The organism is Streptomyces hainanensis, from assembly GCF_004348415.1.
In the GTDB taxonomy this organism is placed as follows: Bacteria; Actinomycetota; Actinomycetes; order Streptomycetales; family Streptomycetaceae; genus Streptomyces; species Streptomyces hainanensis.
In genome coordinates, this window is the sequence record NZ_SMKI01000139.1 from 1 (window position 1) to 16,199 (window position 16,199).

Annotated in this window: 19 protein-coding genes; 10 read left to right on the plus strand and 9 right to left on the minus strand. The window is 72.5% G+C overall.

Features of this window, described 5'->3' with window-relative positions:
- Positions 1 to 1,356 (minus strand): four-carbon acid sugar kinase family protein (locus E1283_RS15060; protein WP_243744852.1); only part of this gene is annotated, 1,356 nt, incomplete at its 3' end.
- A 237-nt stretch (positions 1,357 to 1,593) separates the two neighbouring features.
- On the opposite strand from E1283_RS15060, the gene E1283_RS15065 reads away from it, so the two are divergent.
- From E1283_RS15065 to E1283_RS15085, 6 genes are all read left to right on the plus strand, one after another.
- Positions 1,594 to 2,673, plus strand: a complete 1,080-nt coding sequence (locus tag E1283_RS15065; RefSeq protein ID WP_132818543.1) for an NAD(+)/NADH kinase — start codon at positions 1,594 to 1,596, stop codon at positions 2,671 to 2,673.
- An 87-nt stretch (positions 2,674 to 2,760) separates the two neighbouring features.
- Positions 2,761 to 3,936: an FAD-dependent monooxygenase gene (locus E1283_RS15070; protein WP_132818544.1), complete on the plus strand. Its 1,176-nt coding sequence runs from the start codon at positions 2,761 to 2,763 to the stop codon at positions 3,934 to 3,936.
- Positions 3,936 to 5,501 carry a hypothetical protein gene (locus E1283_RS15075; protein WP_132818545.1) on the plus strand — a complete coding sequence of 522 codons (1,566 nt, stop codon included), beginning with the start codon at positions 3,936 to 3,938 and terminating at the stop codon, positions 5,499 to 5,501. Before E1283_RS15070 ends, E1283_RS15075 begins: the two co-directional genes overlap by 1 nt.
- Positions 5,477 to 6,094, plus strand: a complete 618-nt coding sequence (locus E1283_RS15080) for a TetR/AcrR family transcriptional regulator (protein WP_132818546.1) — start codon at positions 5,477 to 5,479, stop codon at positions 6,092 to 6,094. The genes E1283_RS15075 and E1283_RS15080 overlap by 25 nt, the downstream gene beginning before the upstream one ends.
- 89 nt (positions 6,095 to 6,183) lie before the next feature.
- Entirely contained in the window at positions 6,184 to 6,342 is a 159-nt protein-coding gene (locus E1283_RS37265; RefSeq protein ID WP_165956121.1) for a hypothetical protein, read from the plus strand.
- Positions 6,339 to 7,478 (plus strand): protein-L-isoaspartate O-methyltransferase family protein, encoded by a 1,140-nt coding sequence (locus E1283_RS15085; protein WP_243744853.1) that lies wholly within the window; start codon positions 6,339 to 6,341, stop codon positions 7,476 to 7,478. The genes E1283_RS37265 and E1283_RS15085 overlap by 4 nt, the downstream gene beginning before the upstream one ends.
- Here E1283_RS15085 and E1283_RS15090 read toward each other — a convergent pair whose 3' ends face one another.
- Positions 7,479 to 7,676 (minus strand): DUF397 domain-containing protein, encoded by a 198-nt coding sequence (locus tag E1283_RS15090; protein ID WP_132818547.1) that lies wholly within the window; start codon positions 7,674 to 7,676, stop codon positions 7,479 to 7,481.
- A 5-nt stretch (positions 7,677 to 7,681) separates the two neighbouring features.
- Positions 7,682 to 8,500, minus strand: a complete 819-nt coding sequence (locus tag E1283_RS15095) for a helix-turn-helix domain-containing protein (RefSeq protein ID WP_132818548.1) — start codon at positions 8,498 to 8,500, stop codon at positions 7,682 to 7,684.
- A gap of 241 nt (positions 8,501 to 8,741) precedes the next feature.
- On the opposite strand from E1283_RS15095, the gene E1283_RS15100 reads away from it, so the two are divergent.
- A complete protein-coding gene (locus E1283_RS15100) occupies positions 8,742 to 8,981 on the plus strand; it encodes a hypothetical protein (RefSeq protein ID WP_132818549.1) in 240 nt (79 codons plus the stop codon).
- On the opposite strand, the gene E1283_RS15105 is transcribed toward E1283_RS15100, so the two are convergent.
- On the minus strand, positions 8,941 to 10,155 hold the full coding sequence (locus tag E1283_RS15105; protein WP_132818550.1) for an MFS transporter: 1,215 nt from the start codon (positions 10,153 to 10,155) through the stop codon (positions 8,941 to 8,943). The genes E1283_RS15100 and E1283_RS15105 overlap by 41 nt on opposite strands.
- Positions 10,156 to 10,234: 79 nt before the next feature.
- Here E1283_RS15105 and E1283_RS15110 point away from each other — a divergent pair, with 79 nt between their 5' ends.
- Entirely contained in the window at positions 10,235 to 11,167 is a 933-nt protein-coding gene (locus E1283_RS15110; protein ID WP_132818555.1) for a quinone oxidoreductase family protein, read from the plus strand.
- Between the two features lie 299 nt (positions 11,168 to 11,466).
- Here E1283_RS15110 and E1283_RS38760 read toward each other — a convergent pair whose 3' ends face one another.
- The gene (locus E1283_RS38760; protein ID WP_243744854.1) at positions 11,467 to 12,021 is read right to left on the minus strand and encodes a hypothetical protein; all 555 of its coding nucleotides are present in this window, start codon (positions 12,019 to 12,021) and stop codon (positions 11,467 to 11,469) included.
- Between the two features lie 397 nt (positions 12,022 to 12,418).
- On the opposite strand from E1283_RS38760, the gene E1283_RS15120 reads away from it, so the two are divergent.
- Entirely contained in the window at positions 12,419 to 12,742 is a 324-nt protein-coding gene (locus E1283_RS15120; protein ID WP_132818551.1) for a hypothetical protein, read from the plus strand.
- Here E1283_RS15120 and E1283_RS39845 read toward each other — a convergent pair.
- The 4 genes from E1283_RS39845 to E1283_RS15135 form a co-directional block, all read right to left on the minus strand.
- Entirely contained in the window at positions 12,696 to 13,058 is a 363-nt protein-coding gene (locus E1283_RS39845) for a transposase (protein ID WP_165956122.1), read from the minus strand. The two genes, E1283_RS15120 and E1283_RS39845, sit on opposite strands and share 47 nt — an antisense overlap.
- The gene (locus E1283_RS37275) at positions 13,010 to 13,342 is read right to left on the minus strand and encodes a hypothetical protein (RefSeq protein WP_165956123.1); all 333 of its coding nucleotides are present in this window, start codon (positions 13,340 to 13,342) and stop codon (positions 13,010 to 13,012) included. Before E1283_RS37275 ends, E1283_RS39845 begins: the two co-directional genes overlap by 49 nt.
- Before the next feature lie 556 nt (positions 13,343 to 13,898).
- The gene (locus tag E1283_RS38125; protein WP_207930408.1) at positions 13,899 to 14,462 is read right to left on the minus strand and encodes a hypothetical protein; all 564 of its coding nucleotides are present in this window, start codon (positions 14,460 to 14,462) and stop codon (positions 13,899 to 13,901) included.
- 154 nt (positions 14,463 to 14,616) lie between these two features.
- Positions 14,617 to 14,997, minus strand: a complete 381-nt coding sequence (locus E1283_RS15135) for a winged helix-turn-helix transcriptional regulator (protein WP_132818552.1) — start codon at positions 14,995 to 14,997, stop codon at positions 14,617 to 14,619.
- An 80-nt stretch (positions 14,998 to 15,077) separates the two neighbouring features.
- Here E1283_RS15135 and E1283_RS15140 point away from each other — a divergent pair.
- Positions 15,078 to 16,199: FAD-binding oxidoreductase (locus tag E1283_RS15140; protein WP_243744855.1), on the plus strand; the 1,122-nt coding region annotated here is incomplete at its 3' end.

Here is a 16,199-nt window from a genome sequence, read left to right on the forward strand (position 1 = left end):
GGGTGGCGCGGCCCGTACCTGGCGGCGGGCGGCGGCGGCCATCTTCCGCAGGTGGGTGACGCAGGTCGCGGTGGTGGAGGCGTCGCCGACCAGGCCGCCCTTGGTGACGACGGGCAGCCCGTTCCAGGGGCCGCCGACGAAGGTGCCGGCGACGGCCAGCGGCACCAGTTCCTCCTCGACGTCGAGGCCGACGGCGCCGAGTTCGGCGAGCAGCGCCGCCGAGACGTCGCCGCCGGTGGCGAACAGGCCGTCCACCGGCCGCCGTTCGAGGGCGTGGCGGACGACGGAGGCGAGGGCGACGGGGAGCCGGGCGGCCTCGTCGGCTGGCACGTCGGCGACGTCGCCGTCGTCGAGGACGGTCGCCAGCAGCACGATCCGCTCGGGTCCCGCGGCGGCGACGGCCGCTTCCAGGGCGGCGGCGGTGGCGGGCACGTCGGGGACGGCGCCGGCGCCGGCGGGCACCGGGCGGACGACGTCGACCGGGTGTTCGGCGCGCAGCCTGGCGAGTTGGGCGCGGGTGAGCCGGGTGGTGGAGCCCGAGACGGCGAGGATCGGGGCGCCGGCGGCCCGGGCGGTGAGGCCGAGGGCGCCGACGAGGGCCAGCGAGGCCGGCCCCGGGTCGACGCCGACCCAGGCGATCCGGTCGCCGCCGGCGGCCGTCGCGGCGGCGGCGATCCGGTCGAGGTGGCCGGTGGTGAGGGCGTCGGCGACGATCACGTCGGCGCCGCCGGCCAGCAGCCGGTCGAGTGTGGCGGCGAGCTCGTCGGGGTCGCCGGTGACCGTGGACAGCGGCAGGGGCGCGCTGCGGAGTCCGGCGGCCTGGGCGTGCAGGAGTGCGGCGATGTCGGAGGTGGGCAGCGGCGAGCGGGGGTCGTGGGCGAGTTCGGTCTCCTCCAGGCGGACGCCGTCGAGGAGTTGTCTGCCCTGGACGGTGTGCCGGCCGGCGTCGGGGTGGGCGGGGGCGCAGAGCGCGACGGCGCGGCGCCCGGCGCGGTCACCGACGGCGGCGAGGGCCGCGGCGGTGGTGGCGCCCACGTTGCCGCGGAGCGTGGAGTCGACGCGGTTGCAGACCAGGGCGGCCGGCCAGCCGGCGTGGATGGCGGCGGTGACGCGCGCCGCGGCCTCGGCGGGTGGCAGGTGGCGGCCGTCGGTGCTCACCACGACGGCGTCGAAGCGGGCGGTGAAGTCGGCGAGCACGTCCGCCCGCCAGCCGGCGCCGGCGGTGACGGCGCGCAGGCCGGCCCTGGCGAAGCCGGCGGCGGTGGCGTTGGCGCCGGTCAGGTCGTCGGCGACGACCAGCACGCCGCCGGCGAGGTCGGGTCGGTGGTCCATGCCGAAGTCCATGCCGAGGTCCATGCCGAGCCTCCAGACGTCAGCCGCGCGGTCCGGGCGGTACGTCACGGCCAACATGACCGCAACAAGCATCTCGTGCCCACCGATCTGCGTGATCACGCATGTTCGTTGCCGCGCGGGGTGCTCACCGCGGGCACAACCCGCCGTGCGACGGCGTGGCGTTCCCCCCGCGACCCGGCCGCGCCGTCAGTATCGCCACGCGTACGCCGGATCTACCGGAAGGCGTGGGAGGAGGCACGGATGGCACTCGGCCGCATCGGTCTGGTCGTCCACGAGGGACGCGAGGAGGCCGTGGACGCCGCGCGGCGGGTCCGCGCGTGGTGCGCGGAACACGCGGTGCCGTGCAGGGACATCGACGTGTGGCACGACGGGGCGCGGCGCAGCGCCCGGGAGGAGATGGCGGACGCCGGCGACCCGGATCTCATCGTGACCGTCGGCGGCGACGGCACCTTCCTGCGCGGCGCCCGCCTCGCCACCGAGAACGACGCGCTGGTGCTGGGCGTCGACCTCGGCCGGGTGGGCTTCCTGACCGAGGTGGCGCCCTCGGCCGTGGACACCACGCTGGACGCGGTGCGGGAGGGCCGCATCACCGTGGAGCGGCGCATGCTGCTCACGCTGCGCGCCTCGCGCCCGCTCGAAGTGCCGCCGGACGTCGAGGCGCTGACGCGGTACGGCCGCGGCCCGCTGCTGCCGCCGCCCAGGGTGCGCACGGACTGCGCGTCGGGCGGCGACGAGTGGGGGGTCGCGCTGCACGTCAACGCGCTCAACGACGTCGTCCTGGAGAAGCTGTCGCGCGACCGGCAGGTGTCGGTCGCGGTCTACCTCGCCGGCCGGCTCCTGGCGTCCTACTCGGCCGACGCGCTGCTGGTGGCCACCTCGACCGGTTCGACCGCGTACAGCTTCGCCGCCGGCGGGCCCGTCGTGTCGCCGCGCTCGGACGCGCTGGTGTTCACACCGGTCGCCCCGCACATGGCGTTCAACCGGTCGGTGGTGGCCGCGCCCGACGAGCCCGTGGCGCTCCGGCTCCTCGAACGCTCGGGCCAGGCGGCGGTCAGCATCGACGGCCAGTTGCGCGGCGTCCTGGACCCGGGCGACTGGATCGGCGTCTACGCGGCGCCGCGGCGGCTCCGGGCGATCCGCCTGGGGCCGACGGACTTCTACGGCCGGCTGCGGGAACGGATGAACCTCACCGACGCCCCGGCCGCCGTCGCGGACGGCGTCGCCGCGCCGCTGTGGCCGCTGACCACCCCTCCTCCCCCGGACCTGGCCCACCTGGCGCTGCCGCCGATCCCGACGACGCCGGCCCGACCCCCCTCTTGAGCGGTCGCTCAAATCCGGCTGCTACGCTGCGATTTGAGCGACCGCTCAATCGGTTCCGGCGGGCGTTCCCGAGGGCGAGGAGGGGGCATGGCCGAGCGGCGGGCCGTCGTCGTGGGCGGCGGGATCGGTGGGCTGGCGGCGGCCGTCGCGCTGCGGCGGCGCGGGTGGCGCGTCGAGGTGCTGGAGCGCGCCGAGCGCTTCGCGGAGATCGGCGCCGGGATCTCGCTGTGGCCGAACGCGCTGCGCGCCCTCGACCGGCTGGGACTGGCGTCCCGGCTCCGCGCGCTCGGCGCCGTCGAGCGGGGCGGTGGGATGCGCGACCGGGCCGGGCGGTGGCTCTCCCGCACCGACAACGCGGAGATCGAGCGACGCTTCGGCTGGCCGCTGCTCGTCCTCCACCGGGCCGACCTGCTGGGGGCCCTGGCCGACGCGCTGCCGGCCGACGTCCTGCGGCCCGGCTGCCCGGTCCACGAGGTCCGTCAGGACGGCGCCGGCGTCACGGTGGCGCACGGCGCGGGCACGTCCCGCGCCGACCTGGTCGTCGCCGCCGACGGGCTGCGCAGCGCGGTCCGCGCCCGGTGGTGGCCGGGCGCGGCGGCCCCCCGGTACGCCGGCCACACCGCCTGGCGCATGGTCACGGACCCGCTCCCCGCGCCACCGACCGAGGGCGCCGCGACGTGGGGGCGGGGCGAACGCTTCGGGTACACGGCGCTTCCCGGCGGGCGCGTCTACTGTTTCGCGGCCGCCACCGTGCCGGAGGGCACCCCGGAAGCGGAGGCCGGCGGTGCGGGGTCCCGCGGTGAACACGCCGAGCTGCGGCGCCGGTTCGGCGACTGGCCGGACCCGATCCCGGACCTGCTCGCCCGGGTGCCGCCCGAGCGGGTGCTGCGGCACGACGTGTACGAACTGCCGCCGCTGGCCTCCTTCGCCAACGGCCGGATCGCGCTGCTGGGCGACGCGGCGCACGCGATGACCCCGAACCTGGGCCAGGGCGCCTGCCAGGCGATCGAGGACGCGGTCGTCCTCGCCGACCGGCTGGCGGCCGAGGCCGACGTCGACCAGGCGCTCGCCGGTTACGACCGGCTGCGCAGGCCCAGGACCCAGGCGATCGTCCGCCGCTCGGCCCGACTCGGCAGGGTCGGCCAACTGGCCTGGCCACCGGCGGTTTTGGCCCGGGACGTGGCCGCCCGGCTGACGCCGGCCGCCCTGACCCTCCGTTCCATGGCGCCCGTCCTCGGCTGGACCCCGGACGAGGCGCGCTGATGCCCGACTGGACCTACCAGCCGCTGCGCGGGACGGCCGCCGCGCTGCTGGGCGAACGCCGGTCCCGGCGGGTCGCGTTGCGGACCCTGGCCGCGGTGGGCTCGCTGCCCGGCGGCGGGCGGCTGATCGCCTGGGGCTTCGGCCACCGGCACCCGCCGGCCCGGCTCGCCGGCTCCGTCGCGGGCGTGCCCGTCACCCCGCGGCTCGGCGCCGTCGTGCCACCCCGCCACGCCCGGGCCGCGGTGCGCGCCCTGGCCCCGCTGGGCGCCGGGCTGGTCGAGATAGCCCCGGTCGGCGCGGCCGACGTCGCGACCGTGCGGGCGGCCGCGCGCGGCCGGCGGATCCCGGTCATGGCCCGCCCCGCCGGTCCTGACGCCGCCGCCGTGGCGGCCGCGCTGGCACCGCACGTGGACGCGGTGACGACCGGCGCCGAGCACCGGCTGCGCAGGACCGCCGACCCGTCAGTCGACGCCGCCGCCCGGGCGTTGGACGATCCCGGGACGACGGTGCTGGCCACGACCTCGGTGCTGGTCCACGCCGGCCCCGGCTGGTTCGCCCGGGTCACCGAGGCCGCCACCCCGGCCCGACCACTGCCCACGGCACGGGAGATCGGCCGCGACCCGCGCCGCTGGCCCGCCTGGTGGTGGGGGACGCTGGTCGGCGTCGGCATGATCTGCGCCGGGATCGGCGCGGCCGCGATCGCGCTCGGACCCGTGCTGCTCTGGTACGACCGCGACCACCTGGGCGCCGACCTGGGCGACCTGCGCGCCCTCAGCCACCACCTGCCGCACTTCCTGCGCCACGACCGGATCACCATGGCCGGCACGATGGTGACCATCGGCGTGCTCTACGTCGGCCTGGCCGCCGGCGGGATGCGGCGCGGCTGGCCGTGGGCGCGGCAGGCGTACCTCGCCTCCGGCTGGATCGGCTTCCCCACCCTGCTGTACTTCCTCGGCCTCGGCTTCGTCGAACCGCTGCACACGGCCGTCACCGCCGTCCTCTTCCCGATGTTCCTGGCCGCCACCCGCCGCCGACCGCCGGGACCGCGCTGGAGCGTGCGGCCGGAGGGTCCCGACCGCGAGCGACACCGGGCGCTGGTCGGGCAACTGCTGCTGATCCTCACCGGGTTCGGGCTCCTCGTCGGCGGCGCGACGATCTCCGTGGTCGGCCTGACCGACGTGTTCGTCGGCAGCGACCTGGAGTTCCTGCACGTCACACCCGAGGCGCTGGAGGCGGCCAACCCGCGTCTGCTGCCGTTCGTCGCGCATGACCGGGCCGGGTTCGGCGGGGCGCTGATGGCGGCGGCCGTCGCCATCGTCCTGCTCAGCGCCTGGGGTTGGCGGCGCGGCGAGTCCTGGGTGTGGTGGTCGTTGCTGCCGGCCGCGGCGGCCGGTTTCCTGCCGGCCGTCCTCGTGCACGGCTCCATCCGCTACGTCGATCTCTGGCATCTGGCGCCGGTCTACGTCGGGATGGCGTCCACCGCCACCGGCCTGGCCCTCGCCCGCCCCTACCTGTGTGCCCGAGACCCTACGGTGAGCGCATGTCCGACACCCGACAACGACTGATCGACGGCGCGATAGAGACGATCCGTCGGCACGGCATCGCCGGCGCCTCGACGCGGACGATCGCCGCCACCGCGAACGTCAACCAGGCGCTGGTCTTCTACCACTTCGGCAGCGTCCACGAGTTGTTGAAGGCCGCCTGCCTGGCCGCCACCGAGGCCCGGCTCGCCGGCTACACGGAGCACCTGACCGACGTCACCGACCTGCGCGAACTGCTCGCCCTCGGACGCCGGTTGCACGCCGAGGAACGGGCACTGGGCAACGTCACCGTGCTCGGCCAGATGCTCGCCGGCGCCCAGACCGACCCGCACCTCGCCGAGGCGACGGCGGCGGCACTCGCCCTGTGGGTCGGGCCCGTCGAGGAGACCATCACCCGGCTGATGGCCGACTCACCGCTGGCCGGCTACGTCGACACCGCCGGTCTGGCGCGCGCCGTGTGCGCCGGGTTCATCGGGCTCGAACTCTTCGAGGGCGTCGACCCGGCCGGCGCCGACGCCGCGTTGGACGCCCTGGACCGCCTGGCCCGACTGGTCGAGGTGATCGACGGCCTCGGCCCCGTCGCCCGCCGCGCCCTCCGGGCCCGCCTTCGGGGGTGAACCCGGCTCACACGCCCTACCACGCGCCGCCACGCTCCCTATACGGTGCGCAAGCACGCAAAAGCGGCGCGCACAGGGGAGGTAGCGAGATGGCGGGACAGCACCGCGACGACGATCCGCACGGGGGCGGCAAGCTGCCGGGCGATCAGTGGCACCCGCCGGCCGACGCCGGGACGGACCCGGACAGCGCCTCGCCTCCGGGCAAGGGCGCTCACCGCAAGGACGACGGCGAGGACGAGGAGAAGTGACGCCGGCGGCGTTCCGGCGCCCGGGCCCGGTGCCGCCGAGCGCACCCCCGGAGTGGGCGGACGCGTTCCGTCAGGTGCCGCGCGCGCTGTTCCTGCCGGAACGCGTCTGGCCGTACGACCGGAGCGTGGGCGCCGGCAACGCCGTCGATCGCACCTCGGATCCGGAGGCGTGGCAGCGGGCGGCCGAGGGCGACGAGCCGGTGATCACCCAGTGGGACGACGGCGCCCACCAAGGGGTGGCACCCGGGCGCGTCTTCAGCAGCTCGGCCTCCGCACCCGACCTCGTCGCGGACATGCTCGCCCTCCTGGACGTCTCGCCCGAGGCACGGGTGCTGGAGGTCGGCACCGGCACGGGATGGAACGCGGCGCTGCTCGCGCATCGCGTGGGCGACGCCAACGTCGTCACCGTGGAAGTCGACCCCGACATCGCCGCGGCCGCCGAACGCGCCCTGGTACGCGCCGGTCGGAAGGTCCGCGTGGTCACCGGCGACGGCGCGTTCGGCGTCCCGGACGGTGCCCCCTACGACCGGTTGATCGTCACCGCCGGAGTACGCGCGATTCCCGCGGCCTGGCTCGGCCAGGTCCGCTCCGGTGGCATCATCCTGCTGCCCTACGGCACGCCGTACAGCGGCGACGACGCGCTGCTGCGGCTGACCCGCCGGGAGGACGGCACCGCGTCGGGCAGGTTTCGGGGCCAGGCGCGGTTCATGAAGCTCCGAGCCCAGCGATCGCCCACCCCGACCTCTCCGCCCGGCCTGCCGTTCCGCGACTTCGCCACCGACGTGTGGCCACCGCACACCCCATGGCACCCCTTCGCGTTCATCGCCGGCCTGCACCTGCGGGGAGCCGCGCACGCGGTGCAGGAACACGAGGACGGCCACACCCACTGGCTGTACAGCCGAACCGTCCCCGGGTGGACGGCGGCCGTTCGACGCGGCGGCGACGAGGTCATCGTCCGGCAGGCCGGCGAACGCGCCCTGTGGGACGAGATGGTGGCTACCCACGCCTGGTGGAGTGAGCTGGGGGAGCCGGGCATCGACCGGTTCGGGCTCACCGTCCGGCCCGACGGTGCGCACCTGGTGTGGCTGGACGAACCGGAGAACGTCATCGCGCCGGCCGCGACACCGGGACGGTGATCAGTCCTTCACGGTCGCGACGAACGCCGCCCACGCATCGGCGGGCACGACGAGCGCGGGCCCCGGGTTCTTACTGTCCCGCACCGGCACGACACCCGTGAAGCCGTCCGCGACCTCGACGCAGTTGTCATCCCCCCCATCGCTGTAGCTGGACTTACGCCAGGCGGCACGGCTCAGATCGGGGCGGGGGAATCGCATCGTCTCTATCCGTCCTTCATCAGTCCTCGGATGAACTCCAAGGAGGCCCTGGGAGGTAGCGCGAGAGCGCTCAGCTCATCGTAGGAGAGCCTGAGCTGTTCCACGGCATCCGTCTCCTCGATCACCTCACCGGACTTGCACCCCTCCGAGTAAGCCGTACAGGTGCCGTCCGGAAGCCAGAGAATAGTCAGTGAGCCGTTCTGCAGGTTGTGTGGCCCGGTCGCGTACGGCAACACCTGCAGGGTGACGTTCGGCAGCTCGGCGTCGTCAAGCAGGCGCTGGAGCTGGCGATTCCACGCTTCTCGATCCTTCAACGGGCGGCTGAAGGCGGCCTCGTCGAGCACCATTCGCAGATGCGGCGCGGCCTCCTCACGACGCAGAATCTCCTGCCGATCCAACCGCAGCGTCACCTGCTCCTCGATGCTGTCCGCCTCCTCGGCTCGGTGCGGCCGGGTCCACAGCATCGCCCTGGCGTACTCCTCGGTCTGGAGCAGCCCAGGGATGGTCTGCGGCACGTATTTCTGGATGACCCTCGCCAGCTGTTGAAGCGCCATGTACCGCTGATAGCGCCCGAGATACGCGTCGTCCTTGGCCAACTCCCACAGGTTCTGGAGCATGCGCCGGGTGCCGTAGACCTCGTCCAACCGCTTGGCGGTGGCCAGATCCCCGAGGCGTTCCCCGCGCTCCAGCTTGCTGAGATACGAGCGGTCGTACTTTGTCGCCTCGGACAGGTCCCCCAGGGACATGCCAGCCTCCTGACGGAGCCGAAGCAGCTCCGCCATGTACTTTCGCCGGGCCGGCGATACCGGCTTGCCTTGCGTCATCAACTTCCCCTGTCCGAACGTGCGTCTGCGGCCCGTCGCAGAGGCCGCAGCTCTCCCCTGGCCAGCGGCCTACCCACCCGACAAACCTTGTAGTCGTGCAACTACGGAGTGAACACGGGAACCCGCCCGCCCCCACCAAACCCTGTCCACACCCCGGTCAGCTGAGGGACATGAGGCCCTCCCCCGAGGGGTTGCGCTGCGGCAGCTGCGACGCGCTGATCTACGGCAGGGCGGTCGCCAGGTGAACACCGTCAGGTCCGAGTGGGCCACCGAACTCCCCTTCCCCAAGGGCACGTTGGTCGAGGACGAGACCGGCCGCCACGGCACGTTGCTGGACGGGCTGATCGAGCGCGACCGGGACACCGACCGGATCGTGCGGCGAATCGCGTTCGTCCGCCCGGTGGGCGGCGGCTACGAGTGGCAGGCGCCGTTCGACGCGCTCAGGAGGGCGGCGACGGACGACGCTCGGCGACGGCGCTGACGGCGGTGACGAGGAGCGCGACGGCGACGCCGCCGAGAATCGCGATCGCCGGCGTGGTCGCCGTCAGCGCCGCGGCGGACAGCGACGCGGTGAGGCTGTAACCCACCGCGCCTGCCGCGTACATCACGGAGTAGCCGGCGGCGTGGGTGTGTTCGGGGAGCCGTTCCCTGAGGCTCAGGTTGCGGCTGACCATGACGCCGGCCTGGAAGACGCCCGCCAGGAGCAACGCGGCGGCGATGCCGGGGAGGGCCGGCGGGAGCGTGGTCAGAGCGACGCAGCCGGCGGTGGCCACGAGCAGCACCAGGCTCTGGGCGCGTACGGAACCGGGCCAGCCGCGGAGCCCGTAGCAGAACGCGCCGGCCGCGCTGGCCAGCGCGAACCCGGCGAGCAGCGGGCCGGACCAACTGACGGCGATCCCCCGGTCCTCCAGGAGCGCCGGCAGCATGAGCTCCGCGGTGGCCAGCATCGCCATGGCGGCCGCGGCGGTGAGGTGGACGGGCCAACTCGCCCACAGCGTCCGCCGCATCGGTATGGCCGCGCGTCCGGCGACCGGCAGCTCGGGGAGCCGTCCCAACAGCAGCGCCGCCACGGCCGCGAGCAGCGCGCCGAGCACCAGCGGAGCGCCGGGGTGGACCTGGAGGGCCAGGAAGACCACGAGCGCGGGCGAGGCGGCCCAGACGATCTGGGTCAGCGTGGCCTCGGCGCTCAGCGCGCGCGGCACGAGGTCGTCGGGGACCAGCCGGGTCAGCATGGTGCGGACGCCGCCGGGGCAGGCGGCCGGTGCCGCGCCGGCCAGGAAGGCCAGGGCGATCAGCAGGGGTGAGGGCGCGGATCGCGCCAGCGCCAGGGCGCCGAAGGCGAACGCCCCCACCACAAGACCGACGGCCAACTGCCGCCGCATCCGTCCCCGGCCCAGCCGCCCGCCGAGCAGTGCGGCGCCGACCACCTCCCCCAGCACGTACACCGCGGCCAGACCGGCGCCCAGCGTGTATCCGCCGGGGCCCTCCCGGTTGAGGAACACGAACGCCAACGGCGCCATGGCCACCGGGATCCTGCTGGCCAGCGAGACCACGGACCACAGCAGCAGCTCACGGGTGAACAGCGCCCGGTAGCCGGGCGGGGTTCCGCGGCTCGGGCCGGCGGGGCCGAGGCGGGCGCGCGTCGTTTTCCCCATCCGCTCACGCTATCGGACCGAAGGAATGGGGCACCTCGCGCAACTGTTGTCCTCTCGTGTGAGCGAAGCAATTGCGGTAGTGGCGGGCGCATATGGCGGCCCTGAAGTCCTGTCGGTGATCGATGTCGCCGTCCCAGAGCCGAAGCCGAACGAGGTACGGATCACGGTCCGCGCGGCCGGCGTCAATCCCTTCGACTACAAGTCATACAGCGGTGCCTTCGGTGCCGATCCGGAGAGACTGCCGGTGCGGCTCGGTGTCGAGGCGGCGGGCGTGGTGACGGCGGTCGGTGCCGACGCGATCGGTCCCGCAGGTCCGATCGCAGTAGGTGACGAAGTGATCACCTACTCCGCACCGGGTGCCTACGCCGCCGAAATCGTCGTTCCGGCCCCGTCCGTGGTGCCGAAGCCTGACGCCCTGTCCTGGGAGCAGGCCGGCGGGCTGCTGGCCGCCGGGGTCACCGCCGTACACACGCTTGAGGCGATCAACCTGAGCAAGGGCGAGAGGGTGCTGATCCACGGTGCCGCGGGAGGCGTCGGTCTCGTGGCCGTGCAGCTCGCGGTGGCACGCGGCGCGACGGTTGTGGCCACGGCAAGCCGGGCCAAGCACGACCTCCTGCGAGAGCTGGGAGCGATCCCGGTCGTTTACGGGCCGGGACTGGCGGACCGGGTGCGCGCGGTGGCGCCGGAGGGCGTGCACGCGGCTGCCGATCTCGTGGGCACAGAGGAGGCGGTGGACGTCTCCGTGGAGCTCGTGCCGGACCGCTTGCGTGTCGCCACCATTGCGGGCCACGAGCGCGGGGCTCGCGCGGGAATCAAGCTCCTGGGTGGTGTGCCGGGCGCAGATCCCGGCACCGAGATCCGGGAAGCCGCCCGCCTACAGCTCACGGAAGCCGCAACAGCCGGCCGCCTGCGCATCGTGATCGCGGATAGCTACCCTCTGCGCGAGGCCGCCACTGCCCACCGCAGGATCATGGGCGGCCACACCTCGGGAAAGATCGTCCTGGTTCCGTAACCCGTTCCTGTCCGCACCGTGGAAGTGGAAGCCACGCCGCGAGCGGCCGCCCCGCAATCACCGATTCCAGTACGAACCGGATCGGGTTCGCGGGCGGTACGCTGACCCGTTTCCCAACCTTGTCGCGAGCTTGCGGTCGGGTGAGCTCGGGGCGCTTTTCCGGACTAAGCGGAGGCGGCCGGAATCGAGGGGACGCAGCCGTTCCTCGTTGCTCTTGGAGGGAACGATTTGGAGGAGCGGGACGACTTCGTTGGTGTCGGGCAGTTTGTAGGAGACCAGCGCGAGGTGGGTGAGTTCGGTCATTCTTCGGCGCGAACTCCGGTGTGCCGTAGCGTCTCGATGATCGCCCAGGCCCAGAAGGCGTCATCCTCCACGAGGCTCTGGTTGATCCTTCGTTCGGTGCTGTCGACCTCCTTGATGAAGACATGCCGTGAGTCGTGATCGAGGCGGCTGGGCACCTGGTTCACCTTGGGAAGGACCCGCAGGTAGCGCGTCTCGCCGTGCTCGAAGGTCTCGTTGAACGGTGTGGCGCGGGCGGCGTCCAGTAGAGCGACGGCCTCTCGGTGCACTCGCTCGGCTGTCTCCAGCAGCACGGGAAGAGGGGGCAGGCGCTCGCGGACTCGCTGGTGCATCCGGGAGGTGGTCTGCTGGTAGATCTTGTGGTTCCCGGCGCCGTCGCCCCGGGTGATCGGGCTTGGCACTGCCCATTGGACCCGGAACGGGTCGTCGTGCGCCCACTCCTGAATGTCAAGGTAGAAGACGTCCTCGGCGCTGAGCTGAGCGAGGTCCCGGCCCGTGTGCAGGATGATCGAGGAGATGACGCGCGGGCCCTCGCCGATGTGACGGGGCGTCATGCCGATCTCGGCGCCGAAGTCGCGCGTTCGGGGTCTTCGAAGTTGAGGGGTGCGGAGATGTCCGCGGGCTCGGCGTGTGGTGACGCAGCGTGTGCGGAGGCGTTGGTTGGCGGGGTTGCGGAAGCCGAAGCGGGCCGGGCCCGACGCCGCCAGGTCGCCGCGCTGGTGGCGTCGCCGCGCACCCTGGCGAGCAGGCCGGCGGTCGAACCTGGGATCGGTAGGCGCCACCCGCCCGCGTATGTTCGCACTGTCAGGCAGGGCCGACGGAGAGGAGGGGCCCCGTGGCCAAGACGATCACCGGGCGGTTCTGGCCGCGGGCATGACCGGCATCTCCTCGGCCCAGCGCCCGCCGTTCTGCGATGCACATCGTGGGACGCTTCGGAAGGTGTGAGTTCTCATGTCGGACAGCTGGTTTTTGCTGATACCCGTCGCTGCTCTCGTGGTCGTTGTGCTGGGTCCGGCAGCTGTGCTGAAGCTGCAAAAGGTTTTGCTCGGGCGAATCGAGTTCAGGTCAGCGCCGGCACCAGGCGCCGCGGCTCCGAACGAATTCCAGCAGTCGTCGCAGGAGAGCCGAGAGGAATTTGTGCGGAGGCACTGGCAGCGCCCCGGCGTGGTTGCCGACGGCGTGACCCTGGTCGATCTCTACGACCGCATCCGGGCCCTTGAGGAACGCGTCAACAAAGCCGAGCAACATTCCGCGTCACCACCACTGCCTGACTGAGCCAGCGCTGTGACCGCGCAGGTCTGCCGTGGTTTGGGTTGGGCTGCCGCTTCGAGGGTGCGTCCGCCCCAGCAAGATGTCCGTCGCGCCGAGCACGATCGCGCAGGCCAGTCGTACCAGCGCCATGCCGGGTCTTCAAAGTTGAGCAGTGCGGAGATGTCCGCGGGCTCGGCGTGTGGTGACGCAGCGTGTGCGTAGGCCTTGGTTGGCGGGGTTGCGGAAGCCGTCGGCCGCGGAGGGTGGCGGTGGTGCGGCGGCGGACGGTGTTCAGCATCTTGTTCGCGAGTTGGACCACGTGGAAGTGGTCGACGACCACGGTGGCGTGCGGCAGGCCGGTGCGGATCGCGGCGGGGTGGTGGACAGCCAGGCCAGCACGTCGCTGGGGGCGCGGCCCTCCACCTGTCCGAGCCGGCCCTGGGTGCCGAAGGCGTCGACGAAGCCGGTGTGCCACTGGTTGGCGACCGGCTCCCACCGCAAGGTGTCCGGGTTCTGCCGCCACCGCGTGCGCCCGCGCCGGGTCTCGTCGATCCCCAGCACCTCGACCGGCTTCAGCGGGGCCGCTGTCACCGCCTGCCCGGCGGTGCGGAAGGCGTCCATCACGGTGGGCCAGGACAGACGCAGGTCACGACCCGCCTCAATGACCGTGGACCCCGCGCGCACACACGTCGGCCCGCCGCGTTCCGCAGCCGGGTGGTGATCCGTGCCCCGGCCGGGACCTTGCTCACCTGCTCGGTGAACGTCCGGCGCGGGCAGGCGGGTTCGGTGCAGTACCGGCGGCGCTTGTGCCACACCAGTTCCAGAGCAGCAACGTCGTATCGTTGTCCAAGCCCGTGGTTTCCGGTGATCGTTCTGCGTAGAGAACAGAAATGATCACTCATGGCCACGGGCATCCTGCCGCCAGGCCCCGACACCGCTGGCCGTCACGCCACGTGACAGCCGATCAGCCTGCCTACACCGACGCACCGCTCAAGTTCGAGGACCCCCGTTTTCGTGCTGTGGACTGAACCCGCGCAGGCCGAAGACCCGAGTGCCGCCTCGGAGTGGCGCCGGTTTCCTCCCGGCTTGCGACACCACCGTCCGGCCGCCGCCCTCGACGCGGACACGCGGGTACGACCCGATACGCCTCGTCACCTGGAGAGTGCTTCTTCCCGTGCAGCTATATGGCGATGTGGCCGGGGGGAGTCGCGTCCTGCTCGAGTTCCACTCGACGCGTCTTGAGATCGGGGTGGCGAAGAAGCTTGTGTACCAGTCCGGCAGGCCCGCCGACACAGATCCAGTCGTCATCGAACAACCGCGACACCAGCCAACTGCGGTCGGTCGGAAAGATCAGGTCAGGCAGGCTACGGCGTTGACGCCAGGTCAGCCTGCGCCAGGTGAGCGCCTGCTCCGGCCCCGCCTCGACCAGCACGTAGTGCCAGTCAGCGTACAAGGTCACCCGGGAAGCTTCGGGGAAGACGATGTCGTCGGCGCCGTTATCGAGGTATCCCAACCACCAACGCTGGTTCGCCGACTCAACGCGCAGGACCGACACCAGCGCTCGGTCCAGCGCTTCCCAGGCCACGTCGTCATCCTCCGGCACGACGATCGTGGCGTACCTGTCGAAGACCGGCGGGATCGCGGAGCTGATCGTCAGGCCGACCGACGTACCGTCCGCGATCCATGCGCTCTCCGCGTCGGTTCCGATTCGCCAGGAACCGCCGTCCGAGGTGGTGACATCCACCCGCCAATCATCGCCGGCTCCACGCAGAAGCGCCAACGAATTCGAGTGGGTCGATCAGGCCAGGCCGCTTGGGCGACCAACGGTGTCAGGTACCGCTCCAGCGGTACGACCAACTGCCGCAGGTCGTCGGGTACCTGGAGGAATCAACGTCCATTCATCCGTTCTTGGCGCTCCATTCGATCAGCGGATGCAGAACGCGCATCAGGCTGGCGCCTTGTGCGGTGGGCCGGTACGTGATCTGGACCGGCGTCGTCGGTACCACGAGCCGCTCAATGAGTTGGTGACCCTCGAGCTCACGCAGACGCTGGGACAGCAGGTGGTTGGAGATTCCGGGGATCCGCGCTCGGTAGTCGACGAATCGGCGCGCGCCCCGCATCGCCGCCAGGAGCACCGCGGCGCTCCACTTCTTGCCCACGATCTCGACCGAGCGCTGAAAACTGCGGCACACGTCGTCGTCGATGTGTTCGTAGCCCGCTTCCGGGCGGCCCTGGCCCGCGGTAGCGGAGGCCTCATCGGGCTGTCGAGGACCGGTCATACGGTCACGATACTAGAGCGTGTCATTTTTGATGACCTGGTCATGTCCCGCTTGTTGCCTGTGATCATCCCCGTGCACCCTTGGGCCATGAACGCACACTCGGCCTGTCACAACGCGCGGTGAACTACGGGCATGCGCTGAGGTTCGGGCTGCACTTGCCTTCTGACGTCGGCTGCGGGCCCGGCGGGTTGGTCGAAGTGGTGGGCCTGGCCGAGCAGTGGGGACTGGACTTGCTGGTCGTCTCGGCCGGAACCGCTGGCGAAGCGATCGCCGTCGTTCGCGAGCTGTGGAATGTCCTCGACCGTGGCCTCGGCCGGTTCACCGGCCGCTTCTACCGTCTCGCGGGAGCTCAGAAGGCCGCGCCCGCGCACGACGTGCCGATCTCCGTGGACGGTCAGAACCAAGACCTGCTCCGGCTGGTCGGACAGCAGGCTGACGAGTGGTCGACGGGGTGCGACGCCACCACGCTGACGCAGGGCAACCGCGCAGTCGACGAGGCGGCGCGAGGGGCGGGCCGGGATCCCCGCGAGATCCGCAGACGGGTCACGATCCGCGGTGGCTTCGGCGAGCGGACAGGCGGGTTCACCGGGACCGCCGCGGACTGGGTAAACGACCTGCTGCCACTCGTCGTCGAACACGGGGTGGGCACCATCGTGCTGGACACCGAGGAGCGAGACGTCGCGGCGGGCTTCGCGAGCGAGGTCGCACCGGTCCTGCGGGCGGCCGTGGACGCGATGCTTCCTCGCGGATGGTCGGGCGCGCGGGTCCGGCGGTCCGCCGTTCCCGCCAGGCGCCGGCCGGGGATCGACTACGAGGGCGCTCCGCCGGGGATGGCCGAGGTCGTTGAGCCCGGTGATCTGGCCTACGCCCGGCTGCGGTCCGGATACCTGCGCGGTGGTGCGCCCGGGATCATCTTGCGGGCGGCGACGAACGAGCAGGTGACTCAGGCGCTCGCGTTCGCCCGCCGACATCCCGGCGTGGCCCTGTCTCGGCGAAGCGCCGGGCACGGGGTCTCCGGCCGCTCCACCAATGACGGCGGGATCGTCATCGACGTTTCACTGATGAACGCGATCGAGGTGCTCGACAGGAAGACACGCCGGGTGCGCGTCGGACCGGGTGCGCGCTGGGCCGAGGTGGCGGCCGCGCTGGAGCCCTACGGCTGGGCGTTGAGCTCGGGCGATTACGGGGGCGTCGGGGTGGGC

Coding starts and splice junctions, on each gene's coding strand:
- E1283_RS15065 (WP_132818543.1), top strand. CDS start 1,594: ATGGCACTCGGCCGCATCGGTCTGGTCGTCCACGAGGGACGCGAGGAG.
- E1283_RS15070 (WP_132818544.1), top strand. CDS start 2,761: ATGGCCGAGCGGCGGGCCGTCGTCGTGGGCGGCGGGATCGGTGGGCTG.
- E1283_RS15075 (WP_132818545.1), top strand. CDS start 3,936: ATGCCCGACTGGACCTACCAGCCGCTGCGCGGGACGGCCGCCGCGCTG.
- E1283_RS15080 (WP_132818546.1), top strand. CDS start 5,477: ATGTCCGACACCCGACAACGACTGATCGACGGCGCGATAGAGACGATC.
- E1283_RS37265 (WP_165956121.1), top strand. CDS start 6,184: ATGGCGGGACAGCACCGCGACGACGATCCGCACGGGGGCGGCAAGCTG.
- E1283_RS15090 (WP_132818547.1), bottom strand. CDS start 7,676: ATGCGATTCCCCCGCCCCGATCTGAGCCGTGCCGCCTGGCGTAAGTCC.
- E1283_RS15095 (WP_132818548.1), bottom strand. CDS start 8,500: ATGACGCAAGGCAAGCCGGTATCGCCGGCCCGGCGAAAGTACATGGCG.
- E1283_RS15105 (WP_132818550.1), bottom strand. CDS start 10,155: ATGGGGAAAACGACGCGCGCCCGCCTCGGCCCCGCCGGCCCGAGCCGC.
- E1283_RS38760 (WP_243744854.1), bottom strand. CDS start 12,021: ATGACGCCCCGTCACATCGGCGAGGGCCCGCGCGTCATCTCCTCGATC.
- E1283_RS15120 (WP_132818551.1), top strand. CDS start 12,419: ATGTCGGACAGCTGGTTTTTGCTGATACCCGTCGCTGCTCTCGTGGTC.
- E1283_RS15135 (WP_132818552.1), bottom strand. CDS start 14,997: ATGACCGGTCCTCGACAGCCCGATGAGGCCTCCGCTACCGCGGGCCAG.